General features: G+C 59.6%; 21 protein-coding genes. 15 read left to right on the forward strand and 6 right to left on the reverse strand.

Annotation, left to right across the window (positions count from 1 at the left end; translation table 11 throughout):
- Positions 1-219 precede the first annotated feature (219 nt).
- From M5G20_RS09425 to M5G20_RS09455, 7 genes are all read left to right on the forward strand, one after another.
- Positions 220-1,575 (forward strand): M16 family metallopeptidase, encoded by a 1,356-nt coding sequence (locus M5G20_RS09425; protein ID WP_273918924.1) that lies wholly within the window; start codon positions 220-222, stop codon positions 1,573-1,575.
- Positions 1,568-3,058 carry a M16 family metallopeptidase gene (locus M5G20_RS09430; RefSeq protein WP_273918925.1) on the forward strand — a complete coding sequence of 497 codons (1,491 nt, stop codon included), beginning with the start codon at positions 1,568-1,570 and terminating at the stop codon, positions 3,056-3,058. Before M5G20_RS09425 ends, M5G20_RS09430 begins: the two co-directional genes overlap by 8 nt.
- On the forward strand, positions 3,058-3,660 hold the full coding sequence (gene rsmD, locus M5G20_RS09435) for a 16S rRNA (guanine(966)-N(2))-methyltransferase RsmD (protein WP_273918926.1): 603 nt from the start codon (positions 3,058-3,060) through the stop codon (positions 3,658-3,660). The genes M5G20_RS09430 and rsmD overlap by 1 nt, the downstream gene beginning before the upstream one ends.
- Positions 3,661-3,786: 126 nt before the next feature.
- Positions 3,787-5,133: a M16 family metallopeptidase gene (locus tag M5G20_RS09440; protein ID WP_273918927.1), complete on the forward strand. Its 1,347-nt coding sequence runs from the start codon at positions 3,787-3,789 to the stop codon at positions 5,131-5,133.
- Positions 5,126-6,586 (forward strand): M16 family metallopeptidase, encoded by a 1,461-nt coding sequence (locus tag M5G20_RS09445; protein WP_273918928.1) that lies wholly within the window; start codon positions 5,126-5,128, stop codon positions 6,584-6,586. The genes M5G20_RS09440 and M5G20_RS09445 overlap by 8 nt, the downstream gene beginning before the upstream one ends.
- 97 nt (positions 6,587-6,683) lie before the next feature.
- Positions 6,684-7,679 carry a hydrolase gene (locus M5G20_RS09450; RefSeq protein ID WP_273919050.1) on the forward strand — a complete coding sequence of 332 codons (996 nt, stop codon included), beginning with the start codon at positions 6,684-6,686 and terminating at the stop codon, positions 7,677-7,679.
- A 3-nt stretch (positions 7,680-7,682) separates the two neighbouring features.
- Positions 7,683-8,534, forward strand: a complete 852-nt coding sequence (locus M5G20_RS09455; protein WP_273918929.1) for an AraC family transcriptional regulator — start codon at positions 7,683-7,685, stop codon at positions 8,532-8,534.
- A 94-nt stretch (positions 8,535-8,628) separates the two neighbouring features.
- On the opposite strand, the gene M5G20_RS09460 is transcribed toward M5G20_RS09455, so the two are convergent.
- Positions 8,629-9,483 (reverse strand): sulfurtransferase, encoded by an 855-nt coding sequence (locus M5G20_RS09460; protein WP_273918930.1) that lies wholly within the window; start codon positions 9,481-9,483, stop codon positions 8,629-8,631.
- A 49-nt stretch (positions 9,484-9,532) separates the two neighbouring features.
- On the reverse strand, positions 9,533-10,201 hold the full coding sequence (locus tag M5G20_RS09465; protein ID WP_075946332.1) for a TetR/AcrR family transcriptional regulator: 669 nt from the start codon (positions 10,199-10,201) through the stop codon (positions 9,533-9,535).
- A 146-nt stretch (positions 10,202-10,347) separates the two neighbouring features.
- Between M5G20_RS09465 and M5G20_RS09470 the strand changes: the two genes are divergently transcribed.
- From M5G20_RS09470 to M5G20_RS09490, 5 genes are all read left to right on the forward strand, one after another.
- Positions 10,348-11,778 carry a coniferyl aldehyde dehydrogenase gene (locus M5G20_RS09470; RefSeq protein ID WP_273918931.1) on the forward strand — a complete coding sequence of 477 codons (1,431 nt, stop codon included), beginning with the start codon at positions 10,348-10,350 and terminating at the stop codon, positions 11,776-11,778.
- Positions 11,779-11,806: 28 nt separating this feature from the next.
- Positions 11,807-12,352 (forward strand): twin-arginine translocation pathway signal protein, encoded by a 546-nt coding sequence (locus tag M5G20_RS09475; RefSeq protein WP_273918932.1) that lies wholly within the window; start codon positions 11,807-11,809, stop codon positions 12,350-12,352.
- 80 nt (positions 12,353-12,432) lie between these two features.
- Positions 12,433-14,028, forward strand: coding sequence for a GMC family oxidoreductase (locus M5G20_RS09480; protein ID WP_273918933.1), 1,596 nt, complete (start codon positions 12,433-12,435; stop codon positions 14,026-14,028).
- 115 nt (positions 14,029-14,143) lie between these two features.
- Entirely contained in the window at positions 14,144-14,623 is a 480-nt protein-coding gene (gene coaD / locus M5G20_RS09485) for a pantetheine-phosphate adenylyltransferase (RefSeq protein WP_007975368.1), read from the forward strand.
- A 206-nt stretch (positions 14,624-14,829) separates the two neighbouring features.
- Positions 14,830-15,081 (forward strand): YfhL family 4Fe-4S dicluster ferredoxin, encoded by a 252-nt coding sequence (locus tag M5G20_RS09490; RefSeq protein WP_003195146.1) that lies wholly within the window; start codon positions 14,830-14,832, stop codon positions 15,079-15,081.
- Between the two features lie 77 nt (positions 15,082-15,158).
- Here the strand turns inward: M5G20_RS09490 and mutM are convergent, their stop codons facing one another.
- Positions 15,159-15,971, reverse strand: coding sequence for a bifunctional DNA-formamidopyrimidine glycosylase/DNA-(apurinic or apyrimidinic site) lyase (gene mutM, locus M5G20_RS09495; RefSeq protein WP_273918934.1), 813 nt, complete (start codon positions 15,969-15,971; stop codon positions 15,159-15,161).
- 31 nt (positions 15,972-16,002) lie between these two features.
- On the reverse strand, positions 16,003-16,818 hold the full coding sequence (locus tag M5G20_RS09500; RefSeq protein WP_273919051.1) for an HDOD domain-containing protein: 816 nt from the start codon (positions 16,816-16,818) through the stop codon (positions 16,003-16,005).
- Between the two features lie 230 nt (positions 16,819-17,048).
- Here M5G20_RS09500 and M5G20_RS09505 point away from each other — a divergent pair, with 230 nt between their 5' ends.
- From M5G20_RS09505 to ilvD, 3 genes are all read left to right on the forward strand, one after another.
- A complete protein-coding gene (locus M5G20_RS09505; RefSeq protein ID WP_103395796.1) occupies positions 17,049-18,245 on the forward strand; it encodes a class I SAM-dependent rRNA methyltransferase in 1,197 nt (398 codons plus the stop codon).
- A gap of 209 nt (positions 18,246-18,454) precedes the next feature.
- Entirely contained in the window at positions 18,455-19,657 is a 1,203-nt protein-coding gene (locus M5G20_RS09510; protein WP_273918935.1) for an MFS transporter, read from the forward strand.
- Between the two features lie 257 nt (positions 19,658-19,914).
- Positions 19,915-21,756 (forward strand): dihydroxy-acid dehydratase, encoded by a 1,842-nt coding sequence (gene ilvD, locus M5G20_RS09515; protein WP_273918936.1) that lies wholly within the window; start codon positions 19,915-19,917, stop codon positions 21,754-21,756.
- A 92-nt stretch (positions 21,757-21,848) separates the two neighbouring features.
- Here the strand turns inward: ilvD and M5G20_RS09520 are convergent, their stop codons facing one another.
- Both M5G20_RS09520 and M5G20_RS09525 read right to left on the reverse strand, forming a co-directional pair.
- Positions 21,849-22,868, reverse strand: coding sequence for an AbrB family transcriptional regulator (locus tag M5G20_RS09520; protein WP_273918937.1), 1,020 nt, complete (start codon positions 22,866-22,868; stop codon positions 21,849-21,851).
- Positions 22,869-22,874: 6 nt separating this feature from the next.
- On the reverse strand, positions 22,875-24,239 hold the full coding sequence (locus M5G20_RS09525; protein WP_273918938.1) for an FAD/NAD(P)-binding protein: 1,365 nt from the start codon (positions 24,237-24,239) through the stop codon (positions 22,875-22,877).
- Positions 24,240-24,332 lie beyond the last annotated feature (93 nt).

Below are 24,332 nucleotides of genomic sequence, written 5' to 3' on the forward strand. Positions count from 1 at the left end.
CACCTTACAAAAACGATTTCACTAAGGACTGATGCGGAAAAATCGGCGAAAAAGCAGAGTCTAGTTGATAAACCACAGCCTTCTGCCGTAAACCCAAACAACCTGATCAAACGCAAAGGCCTGATAGGCGTGGCCGCCAGTAAAACGGATCAGTATCCTAGCACCCTCTCGCCCGCTGACGCTAAGAACAAGCGGGCAGCCCCAAAGGTTTAAACACGAATGAATGCTCTAGCCCGCCGCGCCGCAGGCCTGCTGCTCAGCACAGTTTGTCTGCCCCTCTCGGCCTTGGCTGCCGACCCACAACCCACCCACGAATTTACCCTCGACAATGGCTTGAAGGTCGTCGTGCGCGAAGATCATCGCGCCCCAGTGGTGGTTTCCCAGGTCTGGTACAAGGTTGGCTCCAGCTACGAGACACCGGGTCAGACCGGTTTGTCCCACGCCCTGGAACACATGATGTTCAAGGGCAGCGAGAAAGTCGGCCCCGGCGAAGCGTCGCTGATCCTGCGCGACCTCGGCGCCGAAGAGAACGCCTTCACCAGCGACGACTTCACCGCGTACTACCAGGTGCTGGCCCGTGATCGCCTGGGCGTGGCCTTCGAACTGGAAGCCGACCGCATGGCCAGCCTGCGCCTGCCACCGGACGAGTTCGCCCGCGAGATCGAAGTCATCAAGGAAGAACGTCGCCTGCGTACCGACGACAAACCCATGTCCAAGGCCTACGAGCGCTTCAAGGCCATGGCTTACCCGGCCAGCGGCTATCACACGCCGACCATCGGCTGGATGGCGGACCTGGAGCGCATGAAAGTCGAAGAGCTGCGCCACTGGTATGAATCCTGGTACGTGCCGAACAATGCCACGCTGGTGGTGGTCGGCGACGTGACGCCTGAGGAAGTCAAAACCCTGGCACAGCGTTACTTCGGCCCGATCGCCAAACGTGACGTGCCTGCCGCGAAAAAACCGCTGGAACTGGCCGAGCCCGGCGAGCGCCAGATCACCCTGCATGTGAAGACCCAATTGCCCAGCCTGATGCTGGCATTCAACGTGCCGAGTATCGCCACCGCTGACGACAAACGCTCGGTGAACGCCTTGCGCCTGATTTCCGCACTGTTGGATGGCGGCTACAGCGCACGCATCCCGACGCAACTGGAGCGCGGCGAAGAATTGCTGTCCGGCGGTTCGTCGAGCTACGACGCCTACACCCGTGGCGACAGTCTGTTCACCCTGTCGGCAACGCCCAACAGCCAGAAAAACAAAACCATCGCCCAGGCCGAAGCCGGCTTGTGGAAGTTGCTTGAGCAACTGAAAACCACCGCGCCGACCACTGAAGAACTGGAACGCGTGCGGGCGCAGGTCATCGCCGGCCTCGTTTACGAGCGCGACTCGATCACCAGCCAGGCCACGGCCATCGGTCAACTGGAAACCGTCGGTCTCTCCTGGAAACTGATGGACACCGAACTCGCCGATCTGGAAAGCGTAACCCCGCAAGACATCCAGAAAGCCGCCAGGCTGTATTTCACCCGCGAACGTCTCAGCGTCGCCCATGTACTGCCAGAGGAGACGACTCATGAGTGAGCGTAAAAAACCGCGCCTGGCCCTGTTCGGCCTGATCGCCGTCGCGCTGATCGGGTCCGCCGCGTTCTATTTTTCGAAGACCGGTGAAATCAGCGCCAGCGAAGCGCTGGACAAGGCCAAGGCCAGCAAGAAGCTGCAATCGCTGACCGAACTCAACGGCAAGGCGCCGAGCCACCGCACACTCGACGTGCAGACCTGGAACACCACCGAAGGCGCCAAAGTGCTGTTCGTCGAAGCCCGTGAGCTGCCGATGTTCGACATGCGCCTGATCTTTGCCGCCGGCAGCAGCCAGGACGGCAACGCACCAGGCCTGGCACTGCTGACCAACGCCATGCTCAACGAAGGGGTGGCCGGCAAAGACGTCAGCGCCATCGCCCAAGGCTTCGAAGGCCTGGGGGCCGATTTCGGCAATGGCGCTTACAAAGACATGGCGGTTGCTTCGCTGCGCAGCCTCAGTGCTCCGGACAAGCGTGAACCGGCGTTGAAGCTGTTCGCTGAAGTCGTCGGCAAACCGACCTTCCCGGCCGACTCGTTCACCCGCATCAAAAACCAGATGCTCGCCGGCTTCGAGTACCAGAAACAGAACCCCGGCAAACTGGCCAGCCTGGAGTTGATGAACCGCTTGTACGGCGATCACCCGTACGCGCACGCCAGTGATGGCACGGCCAAATCCGTTCCAACGGTGACCCTCGCGCAACTGCGCGCCTTCCACGAGAAAGCCTATGCAGCGGGCAACGTGGTGATCGCGCTGGTCGGCGACTTGTCGCGCACCGAGGCCGAGGCCATTGCGGCGCAGGTTTCCAGCGCCCTGCCCAAGGGCCCGGCCCTGCCGAAAATCGCCCAACCGACCGAACCCGAGGCCAGCATCGGCCACATCGAGTTCCCGTCCAAACAGACCAACCTGATGCTCGCGCAACTGGGCATCGACCGTGACGACCCGGACTATGCAGCCTTGTCGATGGGCAACCAGATCCTCGGTGGTGGCGGTTTTGGTACTCGACTGATGAGCGAAGTGCGCGAGAAGCGTGGCCTGGCCTATGGCGTGTATTCGGGTTTCAGCCCGATGCAGGCGCGCGGCCCGTTCATGATCAACTTGCAGACCCGCGCCGAGATGAGCGAAGGCACCCTGAAACTGGTGCAGGACGTCCTGGCGGACTACCTTAAAACCGGCCCGACCGAAAAAGAACTCGACGATGCCAAGCGCGAACTGGCCGGCAGCTTCCCGCTGTCTACCGCCAGCAACGCCGACATCGTCGGTCAACTGGGCGCCATCGGCTTCTATAACTTGCCGTTGAGCCATCTGGAAGACTTCATGCAACAGTCCCAGAATCTGACCGTCGAGCAAGTCAAGGCAGCCATGAACAAACACCTGAGCACGGACAAAATGGTCATCATCAGCGCTGGCCCGACCGTGCCGCAAAAGCCGTTACCGGCCCCTACTGATAAACCTGCCGAGCAACCGCTCGGGGTTCCGGAGCATTAATGGCCACTTCTCGCCCAAAAAAACCTGTTCACAACGTGCACAACGGCGTGAACCAACTGCGCATCATCGGCGGCGAATGGCGCAGCCGTAAGCTGAGCTTCCCTGACGCCCCGGGCCTGCGCCCGACACCGGACCGGGTGCGTGAAACCCTGTTCAACTGGCTGGCACCTTACGTTCCCGGCGCCAAGGTGCTGGACCCGTTCACCGGCAGCGGCGCGCTGTTCCTCGAAGCCTTGTCCCGTGGCGCCGCCATGGGCCAGGCGCTGGACGCCAGCAGCCTTGCGGTGTCGAGCCTCAAGGAGCATCTGGGCACATTGCGCTGCACCACCGGCCAGGTTCAGACCGCCGACGCCCTGCGCTACCTGGAAACCCAGACCGCCACAGCCTACGACCTGGTGTTCCTCGACCCGCCGTTCAATCAGAACCTGCTGCCCGCCGTTTGCGCCCTGCTCGAAGAGCGCCAATGGCTGGCCGAGGATGCCTGGGTGTACACCGAAAGCGAGTCAGCGCCTTCGACCCTCGGCCTGCCGCAGAACTGGCGTCTGCACCGGGAGCAAAAATCCGGGCGGGTCTACTACTCGTTGTGGCAACGCAGCGCCTGAAACCCTGGCGACATGACGGCCCCGAAATCGCTGTCGACATGCACTACATAATTACCGCCAGACACCTCATCGGATGATCCACAGTGGTTTGCGCAAATTCCTGCAAACCACTGAGGATGTACACGGATGAACATCTCCCGCAGCACTTGTCTGTTGCTCTGTATCGGGTGGCTGCCGCTCATGGCGGTCGCCGCATCACCCCCTTCCACGCAAGCCTTCACCCTGGATAATGGCCTCAAGGTTGTCGTGCGTGAAGACCATCGCTCTGCCGCCGTAACCGCTCAGCTATGGCTCAAAGTCGGCGCAAGCTACGAACCGCCCGGCCAATCCGGCCTGTCCCATGCCCTAGAACACATGGTCTACAAAGGCAGCAGCAAAGCATGCGCCGGAGAGTTCAGCACGGTACTGAAAACACTCGGCGCCAGCGAAAACGCCTTCACCGGAAAGGACTTCACCGTCTATCACCAGACGCTTTCCCCTGGTCGACTTGGCGTCGCGTTCGAGATCATGGCTGACCTGATGAGTACGGCCGAGTTGAGTGAGCGAGACTTCACGACGGAGCTGAAGGTCATTCAGGAGGAGCGACGCGATAACGTCGACGACCAATTATTAGCGCAGAGCATCGAGCGACTGGAGAGCCTTGCCTACCTGAGCAGCTCCTATCGCAACCCGACCATTGGCTGGATGCACGACCTGCAGCGGATGAATGCCCTGCAACTACAGCAGTGGTACCAAGCCTGGTACGCGCCCAACAATGCGACCCTGGTGATCGCCGGCGATGTCACGCCTGACGCGGTCAAAGCGTTGGCGCAAAAATACTTCGGCCACCTGGAACGTCGCGCAACGCCTGCCGCTGTCGCGCCTGTCGAATTAGCCACGCCCGGTGAAAGATCATTGATCCTGCATGCCCCGATCTCGGCCCCACGACTCATCATGAGTTTCAACACACCCAGCCTGGCCACCGCACAAGACCGCCGGACCGTATACGCACTGCGCCTGCTCGAAACGCTATTGGCAGGTTCCAACAGCGCCCGCATCAAACAACAACTGCAGCTGGGTGAAGCGATATTTTCCGACACCCAATCAGAGTACGACGCCTTCAATCGCGGCGACTCACTACTAACCATCAACACCCAACTCAATCTCGACAAGATTAAAAGCACCGATCAAGCCCTGGTGCGCCTTTGGCAAGTGATCGATGAACTGAAAAACAAAGCACCGGAAAAGGCAGAGCTGGATCGAGCCAAGACCCTGCTGATCGCCAATTCGGTGTACGCGCAGGATGATCTGGAAGGGCAAGCCTTTACCTTGGGCCTATTGGAAAGTATTGGCCTGGACTGGCGTCTGTCGGATCAGGACGCCGCTGAACTGAACAATGTCACCCCACAGGATATTCAAAACGCTGCAATCACTTACCTGACGCGCGAACGCCTGAGTACCGCCACAATTCTGCCGGAGAAAAACCATGAATAAGGTCAAATCAGTCATCAAGGGCGCGTGGATGGTACTGGCCGGCGTGTTGCTGGGTGGGCCGTTTTTTACCCCCTGCGCCGCCACGCAGGCTGCGCCTCAAAAAGCCACGCTGCAATCGCTGAGTGAGCCTCAGGGTCCGTCGGCGCGTCGGTCGCTACCGATTAGAGGTTACAAATCTCATTCTGGGACCAAGATCCTGTTCATCCGCACCCCGGACCTACCCATGTTCGACGTCCATGTCAGCTTTGCCGCTGGCAGCGCCCACACCAGCCATCAACCCGGCCTCGCGGCACTGACCTTCAGCCTTTTGAACGAAGGGGTCGCCGGCAAGGACCTCAATGCCATCCAGGAAACCTTCGACCAACTGGGTGCGAGGCTAGGCGTGCAGATCACTGCAGATCGGGCCAGCTTCTCGTTACGTAGCCTGAGCGATGAGGCCCGACGTGCCCCAGCCCTGGAACTGTTCGCGCAGATACTTGGCAAGCCTTCGTTACCTGAGCAGTCCATGCCTCTCGCGACATCCCAGCTCCTGCACTTTCTCGATATCGAGGAGGAGTCCCATGCCACCCAGGCCAATCAAGCCCTCCATGGCTTGATGTCCCCCAAACACGGCTATTCGCAGTCCGTGTATGGAACCAGGGGCGGGCTTGCCTCCATCTCCCGCGATCAGGTGCAGGACTTCCATCGCTCAGCGTACGCAGCAGGCAACGCGCTGATAATTCTGGTTGGAGACCTTACGGAAGACGAAGCCCAGCGCATCGGCGCGCAGATTTCCAACGCTTTGCCTCAGGGGCCAGCCGTCGCCGCGATCGAAACTCCCGGCAGCCCCGACACTCAAAAGCTACTGCGCCCGGTAAGGGCGTCAAGCCAAGCCTATTTACGCCTTGCCCAACCGGGCGTCCTGCGCAACAGTCCTGATTTTGCTGCTCTGCAGATTGCGAACCAGATATTTACCGCCCGACTGATGAACGAACTTCGTGAGCGCCGAGGAATGACCTATGACGTTCAAGCCAGGCTCTCTACCCATCAAACTCAAGGTTCTCAGGTCATTGAACTGCAGACTCGACCGGAGCTGGCCGATGCAGCACTGACCCACATAAAAGGGATGTTTCAGGACTTCCTCATCCACGGCCCCACACAGAAAGAGCTTGATGACACAAAAACGTGGCTGGCAGGCCGCGCACCATTAACAAGCGCGAGCAATGCCCAGATCGTGAGGCAACTGCTCGCCATCGGTGTCAATGACTTGCCACTGGACCTCGACTTCTCCAGCCAAACGGCACAGAAATTGAACGTCGATTCAGTCAAGAAAGCACTCAACCAGCATCTCGATGCTGAGCGGTGGAACGTGGTCATCCTGGGACCCACAACCGACCAGCAGCCATTGCCCGCCCCCATCGAAAGCGCAGCCAACACGATGTGTCGCGCAACAATCGAGTTTGTGGCAAGTTAGATTTCCATGACGACACAGCCGCGGCGCAGGCCTGCCGCGGCCCGGTGCGGCTTCACGACTACCTTTACCGAGAATTGATGTGCAACCGCGCGCCATGATGATTCAATCGCCCGCCTTCAGGCCTGCCTTCGGCCTCGGCAACCCGCACTTGCAAACCTTGTGGGGGCCACTTTGGCGTAAAACCGTGCACATCCCCCGCGAGCGTGAACGCTTGTGGCTTGAGGATGGCGACTTCCTCGACCTCGACTGGCATGGCCCGCACAGCGCCGAGGCGCCGTTGGTATTGGTACTGCACGGGTTAACCGGCTCGTCGAATTCACCTTACGTGGCCGGCATGCAGAAAGCCTTGGCTGATCAAGGCTGGGCCAGCGTCGCGTTGAACTGGCGCGGATGCTCCGGCGAACCCAACCTGTTGCCGCGCAGTTACCATTCCGGCGCCAGCGAAGACCTGGCCGAAACCATCAGGCACCTACGGGCCAAGCGACCTCTGGCGCCGCTGTATGCAGTCGGTTATTCCCTGGGCGGCAACATCCTGCTCAAGCATTTGGGCGAAACCGGCAGTGACAGCGGCTTGCTGGGCGCGGTGGCGGTGTCGGTGCCGTTTCGTCTGGACCAGTGCGCCGACCGGATCGGCCAGGGTTTTTCAAAGGTCTACCAGGCGCACTTCATGCGCGAGATGCTGGCCTACATCAAGAACAAACAGCGGCAGTTCCAGCATGACGGGCGCGAAGATGGTCTTGCCGCACTGGCCGCGCTCGGCTCGCTGGAAAACATGCGTACGTTCTGGGATTTCGATGGCCGGGTGACCGCGCCACTGAACGGTTTCGTGGACGCCGAGGATTACTATCGCCGCGCCTCAAGCCGCTACTTCCTCGGAGAAATTCGCACGCCGACCCTGATTATCCAGGCCGCGGACGATCCCTTCGTCTTTCCCCACAGCCTGCCGCAAGCCGATGAGTTATCGGCCTGCACGCACTTCGAACTGCAAGCCAAGGGTGGACACGTCGGGTTTGTCGATGGCTCGGTCAAGCAACCGGGTTACTACCTGGAACGGCGCATCCCCCAGTGGCTGGCCAAGGCAGGCAGCGAGTAAGCCGTGGATACCGATCAGGGCGAATCAATCCATTTCTGGCAAACCCCGCCACTGGCCGGGGTCGAGTTGTTGTCCGCCCGTTACATCGATCATCGCTTCGCGCCCCATGTGCATGACGGCTATGTGATCGGCATGATCATGGCCGGCGCCCAGCGTTACCGCTATCGCGGCGCCGAGCATCTGGCGGGCAGCGGCACGCTGGTGCTGATCAACCCCGACGAGTTGCACACCGGCCACAAGGGCACGGAGGACGGCTGGCTGTACCGCGCGTTTTATCCGGACAGCGGGCAGATCCTTTCACTGCTGGCCGAACTTGAACTGCCAACCCACAACCCGCCGGCATTCGGTGCCACGCTGTACCGCGACCCGGATCTGGTGAATGGCTTCTGCCAGTTGCATCGATTGCTGGAAAGCCCTTCCACAGCGCTGCAACAACAAACGGCCTGGCGTGAGCTGATGCTGTCGCTGCTGCAGCGTCATGCCGCGGTACCGGACGCAGGCAAACCCGGGAAGGAACATCGGGCAGTGACAATGGCCAAGGAGTTGCTGCACGCTCAACTCGCTGCACCGCCTTCTCTGGAAGCGCTGGCGGCGGCGGTCAATCTTTCACCCTTTCACTTCGCCCGCGTCTTTCGCCGTGCCACTGGCATGCCGCCGCACGCCTGGCTGATGCAGCGGCGCATCGCCCAGGCGCGGGCGCTCCTGCAAAACGGATGTTTGCCACTGGAAGTGGCCACGCAGTTGGGATTTGCCGACCAGAGCCATCTCAGTCGGCAGTTCAAGCAGGTTTATGGGGTCGGGCCGGGGGCGTATCGAAGTGCCGGGCAATCACTTAAGAAATCAATACAACTGTAAGCGCTGGCTTGCCAGCGATGAACGATGACGCGGTCAATCCGAAGTACCGCGTCGTTTCAATCGCTGGCAAGCCAGCGCCTACAGAAGCGTGCGTTTATTCGCCTGTTGCAATCCCGCGAGCCGGATCATTGATCCACTCGCTCCACGACCCGGCATACAACGAACCCAGCGGATAACCCGCCAGACACAACGCAAACAGGTTATGGCAAGCCGTCACGCCGGAACCGCAGTACGCCACCAGATCATTCGGCGAACGATTTCCCAGTTTCGCGGCGAAGCGCTGTCTGAGCTGATCAGCCGGCAGAAAACGTCCGTCCGCGCCGAGGTTGTCGGTGAACGCCGCGCATTGCGCACCGGGGATGTGCCCGGCAACCGGATCGATCGGTTCCACTTCACCCTTGAAGCGCGGCAGTGCGCGAGCGTCGAGCAAGGTCAACTCTGGTTGTGCGAGGCGTTTTTGCAGGTGTTCGGCATCAAGCAGCAACGAAGCATCAGCGGTGCCGGCAAAAGTCCCGCGGGTGATCGACGGCGCATCAAGGCTCAGCGGCAAACCCGCCGCGTGCCACGCCTTGAGCCCGCCATCGAGGATGAACACGCCATCGCGCTTGCCCAGCCACGCCAGCAACCACCAGGCGCGCGCCGCATAGGCACCCGGACCGTCGTCGTACAAAACCACTTCGCTGTCGTTGTTGATGCCCCAGGCTTGCAGGCGCTCGATCAGCTCGGCCGGCTCAGGCAACGGATGACGCCCGGTCACGCCCTTGACCACTTTGCCGCTGAGATCACGCTCCAGATCGGCAAAACTCGACCCGGCGATATGCCCTTCAGCGTAGTTGCGCTGACCGTAATCCGGGTCTTCGAGGGCAAAACGACAATCCAGAATCACCAGCCCCGGCTGGTCCTTTTTCAGGTCCAGCGCTTGCGGGCTGATCAGTTGCGCAATGGGCATAACGGGCTCCTGTGATGGGCGATTTTCGGTCCTGCTGCAATGCTTTGGTTCAGATTTCTTCCAGCGCCTGGGCCAGCGGCACGTAAAACTCTTCGAACAGGGCATTCACGGCATCGCGCGCCTGATCCGTAACGAATCCGGCTTCCAGGACCAATACCTGATAGACGCCGCGCTTGATCGCCTGTTCGCTGAGATGGCTGGAATTCTCCCGCGTGGTGCACAAAAAACGCACCCACGAAGTGAGGATGATCCAGGCATTGAGGGTCAGGGATTCGATCTGCACGCGGTCCATTTTCAGGATGCCGGCGGCCACGAAACCTTCGTAGATGGCCATGCCCTGGATCACGCAGCGCTGGGAGAAACGCCGGTAACGGGCGGCCAGTTCCGGATCGCTGTCGAGCAGATGCTCAAGGTCACGATGCAAAAACCGGTAACCCCACATCGCCGAGAGCAATTCCTTGAGATAGAAGCGCTTGTCTTCGACCGTTGCGGCACGGCCCTGTGGCGGGCGCAGGAAGCTGTCCACCAGGGTTTCGTATTCGCTGAACAGTACGGCGATGATCGCCTGCTTGTTCGGGAAGTGGTAGTACAGGTTGCCCGGAGAAATTTCCATATGGGCAGCAATGTGGTTGGTGCTGATGCTGCGCTCGCCCTGTTGATTGAACAGCTCCAGGCTGTTCTGCACGATGCGCTCGCTGGTTTTGATCCGTGGGGCCATGGCTTGAGCTTTAATTCAGAGTGCGTTGGCGGGCATCTTACGACCTATCCGCAAGAGGATGGAACATCGCTGCGCGAGGAAGGCATTTGACTTTTTAGAGCATAGACTCTAAAAAGTGCTTCATTACAATAAATCCGGAGCCGACCATGACTGCTGATATTTCCTACCTGCAAAACCTACAGCAGCCCCTGGACGAACTTCAGGCCCTGTTCGAAGCCCAACGCGCAGCCTACGCCGCCAACCCGATGCCCCCAGCCGCCCAGCGCCAGCAATGGCTCAAGGCGCTGCGCGACCTGCTGAACAGCGAGCGCCAGGCCTTGATTGACGCGATCAGCCAGGATTTCAGCCATCGCAGCGCCGATGAAACCCTGCTCGCCGAATTGATGCCCAGCCTGCACGGCATCCATTACGCCAGCCGGCACCTCAAGGGCTGGATGCGTGCGTCGCGTCGCAAGGTCGGCGTCGCCTTCCAGCCAGCCTCGGCCAAAGTGATTTACCAGCCGCTGGGCGTGGTCGGGGTCATCGTGCCGTGGAACTACCCGCTGTATCTGGCCATCGGCCCGTTGGTGGGTGCACTGTCGGCGGGCAACCGGGTGATGCTCAAGCTCAGCGAATCGACCCCGGCCACCGGTTTACTGATGAAGCAATTGCTGGCGCGAATCTTCCCCGAAGACCTGGTCTGCGTGGTGCTGGGCGAAGCCGACATCGGCGTGGCGTTTTCCCGTCTGCGTTTCGACCACTTGCTGTTTACCGGCGCCACCAGCATCGGTAAGCACGTGATGCGCGCGGCGGCGGAAAACCTGACACCGGTGACCCTGGAGCTGGGTGGCAAGTCCCCGGCCATCATCTCCCACGATGTGCCGCTCAAGGACGCCGCCGAACGCATCGCGTTCGGCAAGACCCTCAACGCCGGTCAAACCTGCGTGGCCCCGGATTACGTGCTGGTGCCGGAGGATCGTGTGGGCGGTTTCGTCGAAGCCTATCGTTCAGCCGTGCGCGGCTTTTATCCGACGCTGGCGGACAACCCGGACTACACGGCAATCATCAATGACCGGCAACTGACGCGACTCAACGGCTACGTCAGCGATGCCACCAGCAAGGGCGCGTTGCTGATTCCGTTGTACGAGCAGGGCCAGGGGCGCCGCATGGGCCATAGCCTGCTGCTCAACGTCCGCGATGACATGACCGTGATGCAGGATGAAATCTTCGGCCCGTTGCTGCCAATCGTGCCGTACAAGGATCTCGACCAGGCGTTTGCCTATATCAACCAGCGCCCTCGCCCACTGGCGCTGTATTACTTCGGCTACGACAAGCGCGAACAAAACCGCGTCCTGCATGAAACCCACTCCGGCGGCGTGTGCCTCAACGACACGCTGCTGCATGTGGCCCAGGACGACATGCCATTTGGTGGCATCGGTGCTTCGGGCATGGGCCACTACCACGGCCACGAAGGTTTCCTCACATTCAGCAAGGCCAAGGGTGTGCTGATCAAACAGCGTTTCAACGCGGCAAAACTGATTTACCCGCCGTACGGCAAATCCATTCAGAAACTGATCCAGAAGCTGTTTATTCGCTAACGATCGTCATCCTCGGGTAATAACAAGAATGAACCCAAGCCTGTCCGATACTCCCGCGCTGTCACGGCGCGGTCTGCTCAAATTCAGCCTCGGCGCCAGCGCCTTTCTCGCCACCGCCGGGTTGGGCGCCAGCCTCAGCGGCTGCTCTTCGGGTGCGGCGCAAAGTGGTTTCGCCGCGTTGCGCAGTGGCGACCTGTTGTTTCTGCGGGCGCTGCTGCCGGTGATGCTCGACGGTGCGGTCACAACCGAGCACATGCCCGCCGCCGTCGACGGCACGCTCAAAAGCCTGGATTACAACCTCGCTCACCTGTCGCCGGAAATGCTCAAGCTGACCCGGCAACTGTTCGATGTGCTGGGCATGGCCGTCACTCGGGGCCCGCTGACCGGGATCTGGGGCAGCTGGGAAAACGCCAGCGCCAACGATATCCGGCACTTCCTCGGACGCTGGGAAAACAGCTCGTTGAGCTTATTGCGCATGGGCCACAGCTCACTGGTGCAACTGGTGATGATGGCCTGGTACGGGCGCAAGGAATCGTGGGTGCATTGCGGGTATCCCGGACCTCCGATCGTTTGAAACCGAGTCGCCCCCAATCGCGAGCAGGCTCGCTCCCACATTTGACCGTGCCCTCCAATAACAAAAAGAGAACCTGAAAGATGCCCGTACCCGACCCGTTCCGCGAAGGCATGGCCCGAGGCTGGAAAACCCATAACGGCTCGCAACTGAGCCAGGACCTGACCCTCGAAGCGGACGTCGCAATCATTGGCAGCGGCGCCGGCGGCGGCACGACGGCCGAAATCCTCAGCGCAGCCGGCTACAAAGTGCTGCTGATCGAGGAAGGTCCGCTCAAGACCAGCAGCGATTTCAAGCTGCTCGAAGACCAGGCCTACGCCAGCCTTTATCAGGAAGGCATCGGGCGCATGAGCAAGGACGGCGCGATCACCATTCTTCAGGGACGTGCGGTGGGCGGCACCACGCTGATCAACTGGACCTCGAGTTTCCGCACCCCGGAACCGACCCTGGAACACTGGGCCAAGGAACACAACGTCAAGGGCCACAGCCCGGCGGAAATGGCGCCGTGGTTCGAGAAAATGGAGCAGCGCCTGGGCGTCGCACCGTGGATGGTCCCGCCCAACGCCAACAACGACGTGATCCGCAAAGGCTGCGAAAAACTTGGCTACAGCTGGCACGTTATCCCGCGCAACGTGCGTGGTTGCTGGAACCTCGGCTACTGCGGCATGGGCTGCCCGACCAACGCCAAGCAATCGATGATGGTCACGACCATTCCGGCGACCCTGGAAAAGGGTGGCGAGTTGCTTTACCTGGCCCGCGCCGAAAAACTCATCATCAGCGGCGACAAGGTGACCGGCCTGCAGTGCTCGGCGATGGACGAGCGCTGCGTCGAACCCACCGGCCGCCAGATTACGGTCAAGGCGCGGCATTACGTGCTGGCTGGCGGCGGCATCAATACCCCGGGGCTGCTGATGCGTTCCGCAGCACCCGATCCGCACAAGCGCCTGGGCAAGCGCACGTTCCTGCACCCGGTGAACATGTCCGCCGCGTTGTTCGACGACGTGGTCAACCCGTTCTATGGCGCGCCGCAGTCAATTTATTCCGACCATTTCCAATGGCAGGACGGCACCACCGGCCCGATGGCTTACAAACTGGAAGTGCCACCGCTGCATCCGGCGTTGGCAGCGACATTGCTCGGTGGCTTCGGCCAGGAAAACGCGCAGCACATGGCCAACTTGCCGCACACCCACGCCATGCTGGCGCTGCTGCGCGACGGCTTTCATCCGGACAGCCAGGGCGGCAACGTCGAATTGCGCGGCGACGACACGCCGGTGCTCGATTACCAGGTGTCGCCTTATGCCTGGGACGGTTTGCGCCGGGCATTCCATACAATGGCCGAGATCCAGTTTGCCGGCGGTGCCCGGGCGGTGATGCCGATGCACGCCGATGCGCGCTATGTAAAAACCCTCGCCGAAGCGCGCACGCTGATCGACAGCCTTAGCCTGGAGCTGTACCGCACACGGTTGGGCAGCGCTCATGTGATGGGCGGCTGTGCGATGGGCGAAGACCCGAAAAGCGCCGTGACCGACAGCCTCGGCCGACACCATCAACTGGCCAATCTGTCGATTCATGACGGCTCGCTCTTCCCCACCAGTATTGGCGCAAACCCGCAGTTGTCGGTCTACGGCCTGACGGCGCAACTGGCAACTTCCCTGGCCGAACGTTTAAAAAATCCATGAAAAGAGCGACGATTCCCATCGTCTATAGTGCTTTCTTACCCAACAGGCGACTTGGCCGACCGGGAAGGCTGCGATACCATCCGACTCCCCAACGGATTCCCGCCAGGACGACGCGATGAACCGAGTGTTGTACCCAGGTACCTTCGACCCTATTACCAAGGGCCATGGCGATCTGGTCGAACGCGCCTCGCGCCTGTTCGATCACGTGATCATTGCCGTCGCTGCCAGCCCGAAGAAAAACCCGTTGTTTCCCCTGGAACAGCGCGTGGAGCTGGCCCGCGAGGTCACCAAACATTTGCCGAACGTTGAAGTCGTCGGCTTCTCGACCCTGTTGGCGCATTTCGCCAAAGAGCAGAACGCCAATGTGTTCCTGCGTGGGTTGCGTGCGGTGTCGGACTTTGAATACGAGTTCCAGCTGGCCAATATGAACCGCCAGTTGGCCCCGGATGTGGAAAGTCTGTTTCTTACCCCGTCCGAGCGTTATTCGTTCATTTCCTCGACGCTGGTCCGTGAAATTGCTGCCCTGGGCGGCGATATCACCAAGTTCGTCCACCCGGCGGTAGCGGATGCCCTGACCGAACGTTTCAAGAAGTAATCCCCCAAAACTGCAGGAGCCGGCTTGCTGGCGATGGACGTCAACGATAAAGCGGGAATCCTCAGACCCCGCGGCGTTCTCGAGTTCATCGCCAGCAAGCCGGCTCCTACAGTACGTCGCACCTGCGTGCAACGCAGGCGCCAATGCGGCACAATTACGCGCATTGATTTATTGCGCCCGGGCCTGCCGCCCCGGCTGGAGTTAGCATGTCCCTGATCATCACCGACGATTGCATCAACTGCGACGTCTGCGAACCCGAGTGCCCGAACGCCGCCATTTCCCAGGGCGAAGAGATCTACGTGATCGACCCGAACCTGTGCACCCAGTGTGTCGGCCACTACGACGAACCCCAATGCCAGCAGGTTTGCCCGGTGGATTGCATCCCGCTGGACGAAGCGCATCCGGAGACTGAAGAGCAGTTGATGGAGAAGTACCGGAAAATTACCGGTAAGGCTTGAATCCTCGATATCCGTACGCAGCCATCGCGCGGTCCTTCGGCTAGACAGTCAGAACACTGGCTATAGACCGTCGGCGTTTAGCGCTGGCAGCGTGGGCAGAAGACGCTGGCGCGCTGCCCGAGTTTCACTTCGCGCAACAGCGTGCCACAGACCTTGCAAGGCTCAGCGCCACGACCGTAGACAAACAATTCCTGCTGGAAGTATCCCGGCTGACCGTCGCCGCCAATAAAGTCCCGCAGCGTGGTACCGCCGCGCTCGATGGCAGCGGCAAGAATGCGTTTGATCTCGATGGCCAGCTTCAGATAACGCGCCCTGGAAATGCTCTTGGCTTCGCGGCGGGGGTCGATCCCGGCGGCGAACAACGCTTCGGTCGCATAGATGTTGCCGACGCCGACCACCACCGCGTTGTCCATGATGAACGGCTTGACCGCCATCGAACGGCCACGGGACAGCTGGAACAGACGCTCACCGTCGAACAGGTGGGTCAACGGCTCCGGCCCCAGGCGAATCAGCAACTCATGGTTGAGCGGGTCGAGGCTCCAGAGCATCGCGCCAAACCGTCGCGGGTCGGTGTAGCGCAGGGCCAGGCCTGACTCCAGCTCGATGTCGACATGCTCATGCTTGGCCGCCGGCAGGCCGACTTCCACCAGACGCAAATTCCCCGACATGCCCAAGTGGCTGATCAAGGTGCCGACCTCGGCGTTGATCAGCAGGTATTTGGCGCGCCGTTCCACCAGCACGATGCGCTGGCCGGACAAGCGCACGTCGAGGTCCTCCGGAATCGGCCAGCGCAGGCGCCGGTCACGCACGATCACCCGGCTGACACGCTGGCCTTCCAGGTGCGGCGCAATGCCACGGCGGGTGGTTTCGACTTCTGGCAGTTCAGGCATGGTGCTCTCTTGGGTGAAGAAAATCCGCCAATCAGCGGTGCGCGCCGAGGTCGCGGATCGTCTGCTTGAGGGTCTCGAAGTCATAGTCCGAAAGACCGACATAATCGAGCACCAACGCCGAGATGCTGTTCCACTCGTGATCTTCGGCCTGGTTGCCCAGCACGCGGCAGGAAGCACAAATATGCTCGGCCATCTTCAGGATCGCCAGCAGGTTCTTCAACGAGCTATTGCGCGACGACTCATCCCTGAAGATCGCCAGGGCATTGTGGTGATTGGCGATGGCCGTGCTCACATGCTCCGGCAGGCGCCAGGACTTGGCCGTGTAATAACCCACTACGGCATGGTTGGTGTTGAACTCGCGATTCTCCGTATCCACGACCCGACACTCGGCACTGGCACCGGCATAAGCCTGTTCCAGAACGCCCATGTAGTTGGGGAAACGCTGCAGCATCAGCGGCACGCCACAGTCATGGAACAGGCCCAGGGCGTAGGCTTCATCGCCGTTCTCCACGCCGATGCGCTTGGCCAGGGTCAGGCAGGTCATCGCCACATCCTGGGCGGTATCCCAGAAGCGGTTCAAGGTGACGATGGTGTCGTCGTTCATCTCACCCTTGATCGACTGCGCGTTGATCAGGTTGATGACCGAGCGGCTGCCCAGCAGATTCACCGCTCGCTGGATCGAGGCGATCTTGTTGCTCAAGCCGTAATACGGCGAATTGACGATTTTCAACAACGACCCGGAGAGGCCGGGGTCTTGAGAAATCAGCTTCGCGATCACCTCCAGATCCGGGTCGGGCATGTACTGCTCCATCTGCAGGTCCACCATGATCTGCGGTTGGGCCGGCACGCTGATGCCTTGCAGGGACTGCTGGATTTGTTCGGGAGTCAGCTCTTGGGACATAAGTACACACTCTGGGTCAGGCGCAGATTCTAGCTTCTAAAATTTGGATCCGACACCCGGGACGGGCCATTGACTGAAGTTTCATCCAATCGCTGGCCGATCACCGCATGTCCATCCGTCGCGCCGAGGCCCTGCGCAACACGCTATACTCCCGCTCTTTTTTCCGGAGCGACGACATGTCCCTGCCTAGCCTGCGCCTCAAAGCCAACGCCGACCGTCGTCTGCGCAACGGTCATTTGTGGGTTTACAGCAACGAAATCGATGTAGCCGCTACGCCTTTGCACGGTTTCAAGGCCGGCGACCAGGCAATCCTCGAAGCCGCCGGCGGCAAGCCGCTGGGCATCGTTGCGATGAGCCCGAACAACCTGATCTGCGCCCGCGTGCTGTCTCGCGACATCAAACTGCCGCTGGACAAGTCGCTGCTGGTGCATCGCCTGAACGTCGCCCTGTCGCTGCGTGATCGCCTGTTCGACAAGCCGTTCTATCGCCTGGTCTACGGCGATTCCGACTTGCTGCCAGGCCTGGTGGTTGACCGTTTCGGCGACATCCTGGTGGTGCAGATCGCTTCGGCGACCATGGAAGCCCACAAGGACGATGTAATCGCAGCGCTGACCCAAGTGCTCAAGCCAAGCGGCATCCTGTTCAAGAACGACTCCGCTGCCCGTGATGCCGAAGGCCTTACCCGCTACGTCGAAACCGTATTCGGTCTGGTGCCGGAGTGGGTTGCGCTCGAAGAGAACGGCGTGAAGTTCGAAGCCCCGGTCATTCAGGGTCAGAAAACCGGCTGGTTCTACGACCACCGCATGAACCGCGCCCGCCTGGCACCGTATGCCAAAGGCAAACGCGTACTGGACCTGTACAGCTACATCGGCGGCTGGGGCGTGCAAGCGGCGGCGTTCGGCGCCAGTGAAGTATTTTGCGTCGATGCATCGGCCTTCGCCCTCGACGGCGTCGAGCGCAATGCGGCATTGAACGGCTTCGCCGAAAAAATGACCTGCATCGAAGGCGATGTGTTTGAAGCCCTGAAAGAGCTGAAGGCCAGCGAAGAGCGTTTCGACGTCATCGTCGCCGACCCGCCAGCGTTCATCAAACGCAAGAAAGACATGAAGAACGGTGAAGGCGCCTACCGCCGCCTGAACGAGCAAGCCATGCGCCTGCTGACCAAGGACGGCATCCTGGTCAGCGCATCGTGCTCGATGCACCTGCCGGAAGACGACCTGCAAAACATCCTGCTGACCAGCGCCCGCCACCTGGACCGCAACATCCAGATGCTCGAACGCGGCGGCCAGGGCCCGGATCATCCGGTTCATCCGGCGATTGCTGAAACCCGCTACATCAAGAGCATCACCTGCCGTCTGCTGCCAAACAGCTAAAAACCGCCAAACACTGTCGGAGCGAGCTCGCTCGCGAAGAACGCATAAACACCGCGGATGACCAGACACACCCGCGTTATCGTTGTCGTTTTTCGCGAGCGAGATTGCTCCTACAACAGATTCAGAAGGGCCCCACGCCCACGCGCATTGACTTGTTTCGTCATCAAATCAATTCTCGTCCTTCCCTCACGGAACGAGAGAACTGACTGATGCACGCTGCCCATAACACCAATGAAAAGCCGTTGATCATCCTGTTGCTGATGACAATGACGCTACTGGGTGTTTTTCCGTTGGACGTCGTTCTCCCCTCCTTTCCTGACCTGTCAGCCTATTTCCAGATATCGCCGCCTGAAGTTGCTTTGTCTGTCAGCCTGTTCGCCGTCAGCCTGGCATTTTCCGTGATGCTGGTGGGGCCGCTGTCGGACATGTGGGGTCGCAAAAAGCTGTTGCTGGGCGGTATCGCCCTCGCGGCGATTGGCGCGATCGGGTGTGCAGCGTCCAGCGAGTACAGCTGGTTTCTGGGTTTTCGTGTGGTCCAGGCGATCGGTTGCGGGGCCTTTTCGCTGTCACAGGCGCTGGTGCAGGATTTATTCATCGGCCATGAAAGGCAGCGACTCAGGATCTGGATGGTGACCGCAGGCGGGGTATTCATTTCAATTTCGCCGCTGCTGGGGACCTGGCTGCAATTGCAGCTTGGCTGGCAGGGCAGTTTCCATGTGTTTGTCGCCCTCGCCGTTTTAGTCTGGTCAAGCACCTGTTGGCTGCTCAAGGAATCCTCATCAAACCGCACAGCAGCGCGTGGGGGAATCTTCCGTGCTTACTGGCATGTCTGTTCAGATGCTCGCTTCATGGGTTACTGGCTGATTTCCGCCCTGGCCTTCGCCTGTCATTTTTCGTTCATCGTCACTTCACCCATTCTTTTCATGGGGCATCTGGCCCTTTCACCGTACGAATACGCTTGGGCGTTATTGCTGTACGGCGTTGCGTATGTAGGCGGCGGCGCAGTTGCCAACGTCCTGCACCGATGCCTGCAAGCCAATACGCAAATCATGGCTGGCCTGGGGTTGATCGCGGTTTCGGGGGTGGTGATGCTGTGGCTGACTCGCCACTTCGGTCTCTCTGCTGGGACGGTGCTGATTTCCATGCTGATTTGTACGATCGGCACCACCATTACCAGACCCGTCGTCAATTCCATGGCCATGAGCGTTCATACGGAATATGCCGGGACCTCGACCTCAGTCGGCGCTGTGCTGATGTTCCTCTGCGGTGGCGTGATCAGCACGGTGATCAACCGGGCACCTGAGGACCTGACCACCGCTCTGGCCATTGGCTTCCTGACGTTAAGCGTCGCTGGCCTTGGACTGAATGCAGTGATCAACCAACGGAATAAACAGGCACTCGATATCGGCTGACACCTGCCGGTCGTCATCCCGTACGCTTCGTCAACACGGGATCAACGCTTCCCGGCATTCCCTCCAGCCGCCAGCCGTGTAGAATCGCGACATTCATCGCCAGTCATCCCCGGCGGGTTTATGAGCTCAAGCTGAAGCGCGCGGCGATCCCGCAAAGTTATCGGCAACTTCCGGACACACGGCCATTTCTGAGTGTTCCAGACGTCACTAGAAGCTCACTTCCCTTTTGATACCTGTTTAGCCGCCCGGAGTGCTTCATGCCTGATTACCGCTCGAAAACATCCACCCACGGCCGCAACATGGCCGGTGCCCGCGCACTGTGGCGCGCCACGGGGATGAAAGATGACGACTTCAAAAAGCCGATCATCGCCATTGCCAACTCCTTCACCCAGTTCGTACCGGGCCACGTCCACCTCAAGGACCTGGGCCAACTGGTTGCCCGCGAAATCGAACGCGCTGGCGGCGTGGCAAAAGAATTCAACACCATCGCTGTCGACGACGGCATCGCCATGGGCCACGACGGCATGCTCTATTCGCTGCCGAGCCGCGAGATCATCGCCGACTCCGTCGAGTACATGGTCAACGCCCACTGCGCCGATGCGATTGTCTGCATCTCCAACTGCGACAAGATCACCCCAGGCATGCTGATGGCCGCCCTGCGCCTGAACATCCCGGTGATCTTCGTTTCCGGCGGTCCGATGGAAGCCGGCAAGACCAAACTCGCCTCCCACGGCCTCGACCTGGTCGACGCCATGGTGATCGCCGCCGACTCCAGCGCTTCTGACGAGAAAGTCGCCGAGTACGAGCGTAGCGCCTGCCCGACGTGCGGTTCGTGCTCCGGCATGTTCACCGCCAACTCGATGAACTGCCTGGTTGAAGCGCTGGGTCTGGCATTGCCGGGCAACGGTTCGACCCTGGCCACCCACAGCGACCGCGAACAGCTGTTCCTGCAGGCCGGCCGCACCATCGTCGAACTGTGCAAGCGTTACTACGGCGAGAACGATGAGTCGGTGTTGCCGCGCAACATCGCCAACTTCCAGGCCTTCGAAAACGCCATGACCCTGGACATCGCCATGGGCGGTTCCACCAACACCATCCTGCACTTGCTGGCCGCTGCCCAGGAAGCCGAGATCGCTTTCGACCTGCGCGACATCGACCGCCTGTCCCGTCACGTGCCGCAACTGTGCAAGGTTGCGCCGAACATCCAGAAGTACCACATGGAAGACGTGCACCGTGCCGGCGGAATCTTCAGCATCCTCGGTTCGCTGGCCCGTGGCGGCTTGCTGCACACCCAACTGCCGACCGTTCACAGCCGCAGCATGGAAGAAGCCATCGCCAAGTGGGACATCACCCAGACCAACGACGAAGCCGTGCATCACTTCTTCAAGGCCGGTCCGGCGGGCATCCCGACGCAAACCGCGTTCAGCCAGTCGACCCGTTGGGACACCCTGGACGACGACCGTGAAAACGGCTGCATCCGCAGTGTCGAACACGCTTACTCGCAAGAAGGCGGCCTGGCCGTGCTGTACGGCAACATCGCGCTGGACGGCTGCGTGGTGAAAACCGCCGGTGTCGACGAGTCGATCCACGTGTTCGAGGGCAACGCGAAGATCTTTGAAAGCCAGGACAGCGCCGTGCGCGGCATCCTCGCCGATGAAGTGAAGGAAGGCGATATCGTCATCATTCGCTACGAAGGCCCGAAAGGCGGCCCGGGCATGCAGGAAATGCTCTACCCGACGTCGTACCTGAAGTCCAAAGGCCTGGGCAAAGCCTGCGCCCTGCTCACCGATGGCCGTTTCTCCGGCGGCACCTCGGGTCTGTCCATCGGCCACGCTTCACCTGAAGCCGCTGCCGGTGGTGCAATCGGCCTGGTGCAGGACGGCGACAAAGTGCTGATCGATATTCCGAACCGCTCGATCAACCTGTTGGTCAGCGACGAAGAACTGGCCGCGCGCCGGGTCGAGCAGGACAAGAAAGGCTGGAAACCGGTGGAAGTGCGTCCACGTAAAGTGACCACCGCCCTGAAGGCCTACGCCCTGCTGGCGACCAGCGCCGACAAGGGTGCTGTGCGTAACAAGGCAATGCTCGACGGGCTGTAAGGCTTAACCGTCGAACAAAAAAATACCCCGCCAAGTGCGGGGTATTTTTTTTCTGTAGCAGAGATGCAGATGTCCTCCTGTCTTTTACCCGGTCAGACATCTTCCCGTTGTCTACGCGCGTGAACAATCAAGGCCGGAGCGAAGTGCAACAGAACCATTCGTACCAAATGGTGGGACAAAATGAATACCCCATTTAGCCCACCACCAAAGGCGACGATTGCGATAGTTTCGATAGCCCCCGGCATGTACGCCAACAATAACGTCATCGAGTCGCTGCCCAGCAACCTCCCCGCTACTTCGGCAAACGCCGCACCAACCAGGAGCATCAGCGCAACAGACGCTAACCCGGTACGCCCGTGGCGCACGAACTCCGCCGCGGTAATATCCTTGAATTTCGAGCCGATCAACACGCCAAGAATTACAGCCGCAGCATCGACGCTCAATGTCGGCATTTGGAAGCCTTGTAGATAGCCGAGTTTTACGTAACCGCCGGTGACGACAATCGCGGTGAGCATGAACGGTGCTGGAACGCCGATGCGTAACAGCAAAAGCCCAAGTAAAAGACACAGGCAGACCAGCGATAACAAGGTCAGCACGGTGTTGCTACCCAGTGGGCTGCTCTCAGTAAGCACTGAGTCGACTGGACTGGGTATGCAAAGACTGACGAACAGTGTGATCGCCAGCAGCCGAACTAAGTGCACGACGATCACCTTACTCGACGCCCGTTCGGACTGCAGCAAATCGAACACCGCCGCGAGCGCACCGGGGTAAACGGCTAGCACAGAGTCCTTGAAATTCCATCCCGACACTTTACGCAGCCACAATCCCGCCACGACTATCTGCGCGGTCAAGCACAACAGCATCAAGGTCAGACTGGGTAACAGCGCGGTGACTTCCTGGGTGTCCCAGGACTCGAACATCAGGCCGGTGGCGATCCCCAATACAATTTGTACGTAGCCAAGACCGAACGGCATACTCAGCGAAAACTTCCGAATGCTCACGATCAATGCCGTCGCAAATATAGAGCCCATCAACAGGCCATGCGGAACGCCGCCATACTGCAACCCAGTACCCACCACAGCAGCCATCAGCAAACACAGAAAGGTTTTCATAGATCCTCAAGCGCTTAATGAAGAAAGGTTTTTGTAGATGATTTCAGCCTGCAGCTGCAGGACATCGATATTGCTGACTGCGTAAAAAACCCCTACGGTGGGAGCACCGATTGCGAAGATATTGGTTGGTCCTTTTTTGTTTATCACCCGGCAGTCGTCAAAGCACACATCAATCCCGCCATACTGATGCTGAATGCACATCCCGGAGGTTGTCAGTTTTTTGTACAACGAGCTCTCCATCACATCACCAGCGCCGGTCGCATTAACCAGGTCGGAAAACGCGTCCTGAAAGTCCCGCCCGCGTGCGACAAATTGATTCTCGTCGAAGCTGATATCCACCAAACCAGTTTTGCAGGCCAAACGCCCTAATTGGATGTATTGATGAATTTTGCTCCAGTTTTCCTTGGGAATCGGAACCCGCAGTTGTCGCCAGGCATTGCGGTATCGCCTGACGAAGATTTTTCGTTCGCGCTCAGATAAATGGTTCCAGATTATCGGCACGATCAGATTCGTCGAGGAGAAAACTGAATAGATCGCCTCTCGGGCAACGGAGGCCTGAGTGTGATCACGCATCAAGGCCTCGATTTTGACTTTGATGCAATGTGCACCTAACTCTTCGTCAAACATTGCCTGTACGGTTTTCAATACCGAGTCGGTACCTAGCAGTCTTTGCTTGAGGTTGCTCTCGGTCAGCACTTTGAGTGGGCGCGGATGGTAGTGCTCGCTGTAGTTGGGAATCTTGCTAGTTCGGGTGAGCATTGTGACGTGATTGTCAGGATGGGCATCGAGCAGCGTTAGCGCAACATCGATTGCGGATAACTGATTGCCAAGTACACCTATACTTCCCGACCGGATATCGACAAGATTGGTCGTCGGAAAGGGATTGTTGATATAGCGTTCAATCCCTTTTAGACGGTACAAATCGGCTGGCTCTGAGTTTCCGGTTGCTAAAACCACAGCGTTGTAAGCTATACATTTTCCGCTGGCGGTTTTCAGTGTGTATCCCCCCTGTTCATTGGTTATCCCGATTACACTCTCGCGATGATACTGAATGGCGCTATGGGAGCGAAGTGATGACTTGAGAGTTTCTTCGATGAAGTTCCCGAACACCGGCCGTGGTTGATAAGTTTTGATACTCGGTACGGGGCTCTGGCGTAACCATTCCTTGAAGTCTCCGTACTCGCGCAGGTACATCAGGCTGGCCGGGCGATTGACCAGATTACTTAAGTTATCCCGTTGATAAGCCTGACCCGACCCCGTACTACCAGCGTGATCGTAGACATCCACTTGCAATGCTGGTGTCAGGCTCTTCAATCGTTCAACAAGAATGGCGCCGCTATAGCCCATTCCGATCACTGCTACCTTGTGCATATCCATCCTTAGATCGACTTTCAGTAGGTGCCATACAACATACGATGGCTGACGAGATTGATAGTCCATTGCTTTGCGGAAAGCAGGCGTGGG

The sequence above is a fragment of the Pseudomonas sp. TNT2022 ID1044 genome, assembly GCF_028656895.1.
GTDB classification, from domain to species: Bacteria; Pseudomonadota; Gammaproteobacteria; order Pseudomonadales; family Pseudomonadaceae; genus Aquipseudomonas; species Aquipseudomonas reinekei.

Excerpts from the sequence above, each read along its gene's own strand:
- M5G20_RS09425 (WP_273918924.1), top strand. The coding sequence starts at position 220 with ATGAATGCTCTAGCCCGCCGCGCCGCAGGCCTGCTGCTCAGCACAGTT.
- M5G20_RS09430 (WP_273918925.1), top strand. The coding sequence starts at position 1,568 with ATGAGTGAGCGTAAAAAACCGCGCCTGGCCCTGTTCGGCCTGATCGCC.
- rsmD (WP_273918926.1), top strand. The coding sequence starts at position 3,058 with ATGGCCACTTCTCGCCCAAAAAAACCTGTTCACAACGTGCACAACGGC.
- M5G20_RS09440 (WP_273918927.1), top strand. The coding sequence starts at position 3,787 with ATGAACATCTCCCGCAGCACTTGTCTGTTGCTCTGTATCGGGTGGCTG.
- M5G20_RS09445 (WP_273918928.1), top strand. The coding sequence starts at position 5,126 with ATGAATAAGGTCAAATCAGTCATCAAGGGCGCGTGGATGGTACTGGCC.
- M5G20_RS09450 (WP_273919050.1), top strand. The coding sequence starts at position 6,684 with ATGATTCAATCGCCCGCCTTCAGGCCTGCCTTCGGCCTCGGCAACCCG.
- M5G20_RS09460 (WP_273918930.1), bottom strand. The coding sequence starts at position 9,483 with ATGCCCATTGCGCAACTGATCAGCCCGCAAGCGCTGGACCTGAAAAAG.
- M5G20_RS09465 (WP_075946332.1), bottom strand. The coding sequence starts at position 10,201 with ATGGCCCCACGGATCAAAACCAGCGAGCGCATCGTGCAGAACAGCCTG.
- M5G20_RS09470 (WP_273918931.1), top strand. The coding sequence starts at position 10,348 with ATGACTGCTGATATTTCCTACCTGCAAAACCTACAGCAGCCCCTGGAC.
- M5G20_RS09475 (WP_273918932.1), top strand. The coding sequence starts at position 11,807 with ATGAACCCAAGCCTGTCCGATACTCCCGCGCTGTCACGGCGCGGTCTG.
- M5G20_RS09480 (WP_273918933.1), top strand. The coding sequence starts at position 12,433 with ATGCCCGTACCCGACCCGTTCCGCGAAGGCATGGCCCGAGGCTGGAAA.
- coaD (WP_007975368.1), top strand. The coding sequence starts at position 14,144 with ATGAACCGAGTGTTGTACCCAGGTACCTTCGACCCTATTACCAAGGGC.
- M5G20_RS09490 (WP_003195146.1), top strand. The coding sequence starts at position 14,830 with ATGTCCCTGATCATCACCGACGATTGCATCAACTGCGACGTCTGCGAA.
- mutM (WP_273918934.1), bottom strand. The coding sequence starts at position 15,971 with ATGCCTGAACTGCCAGAAGTCGAAACCACCCGCCGTGGCATTGCGCCG.
- M5G20_RS09505 (WP_103395796.1), top strand. The coding sequence starts at position 17,049 with ATGTCCCTGCCTAGCCTGCGCCTCAAAGCCAACGCCGACCGTCGTCTG.
- M5G20_RS09510 (WP_273918935.1), top strand. The coding sequence starts at position 18,455 with ATGCACGCTGCCCATAACACCAATGAAAAGCCGTTGATCATCCTGTTG.
- ilvD (WP_273918936.1), top strand. The coding sequence starts at position 19,915 with ATGCCTGATTACCGCTCGAAAACATCCACCCACGGCCGCAACATGGCC.
- M5G20_RS09520 (WP_273918937.1), bottom strand. The coding sequence starts at position 22,868 with ATGAAAACCTTTCTGTGTTTGCTGATGGCTGCTGTGGTGGGTACTGGG.
- M5G20_RS09525 (WP_273918938.1), bottom strand. The coding sequence starts at position 24,239 with ATGCACAAGGTAGCAGTGATCGGAATGGGCTATAGCGGCGCCATTCTT.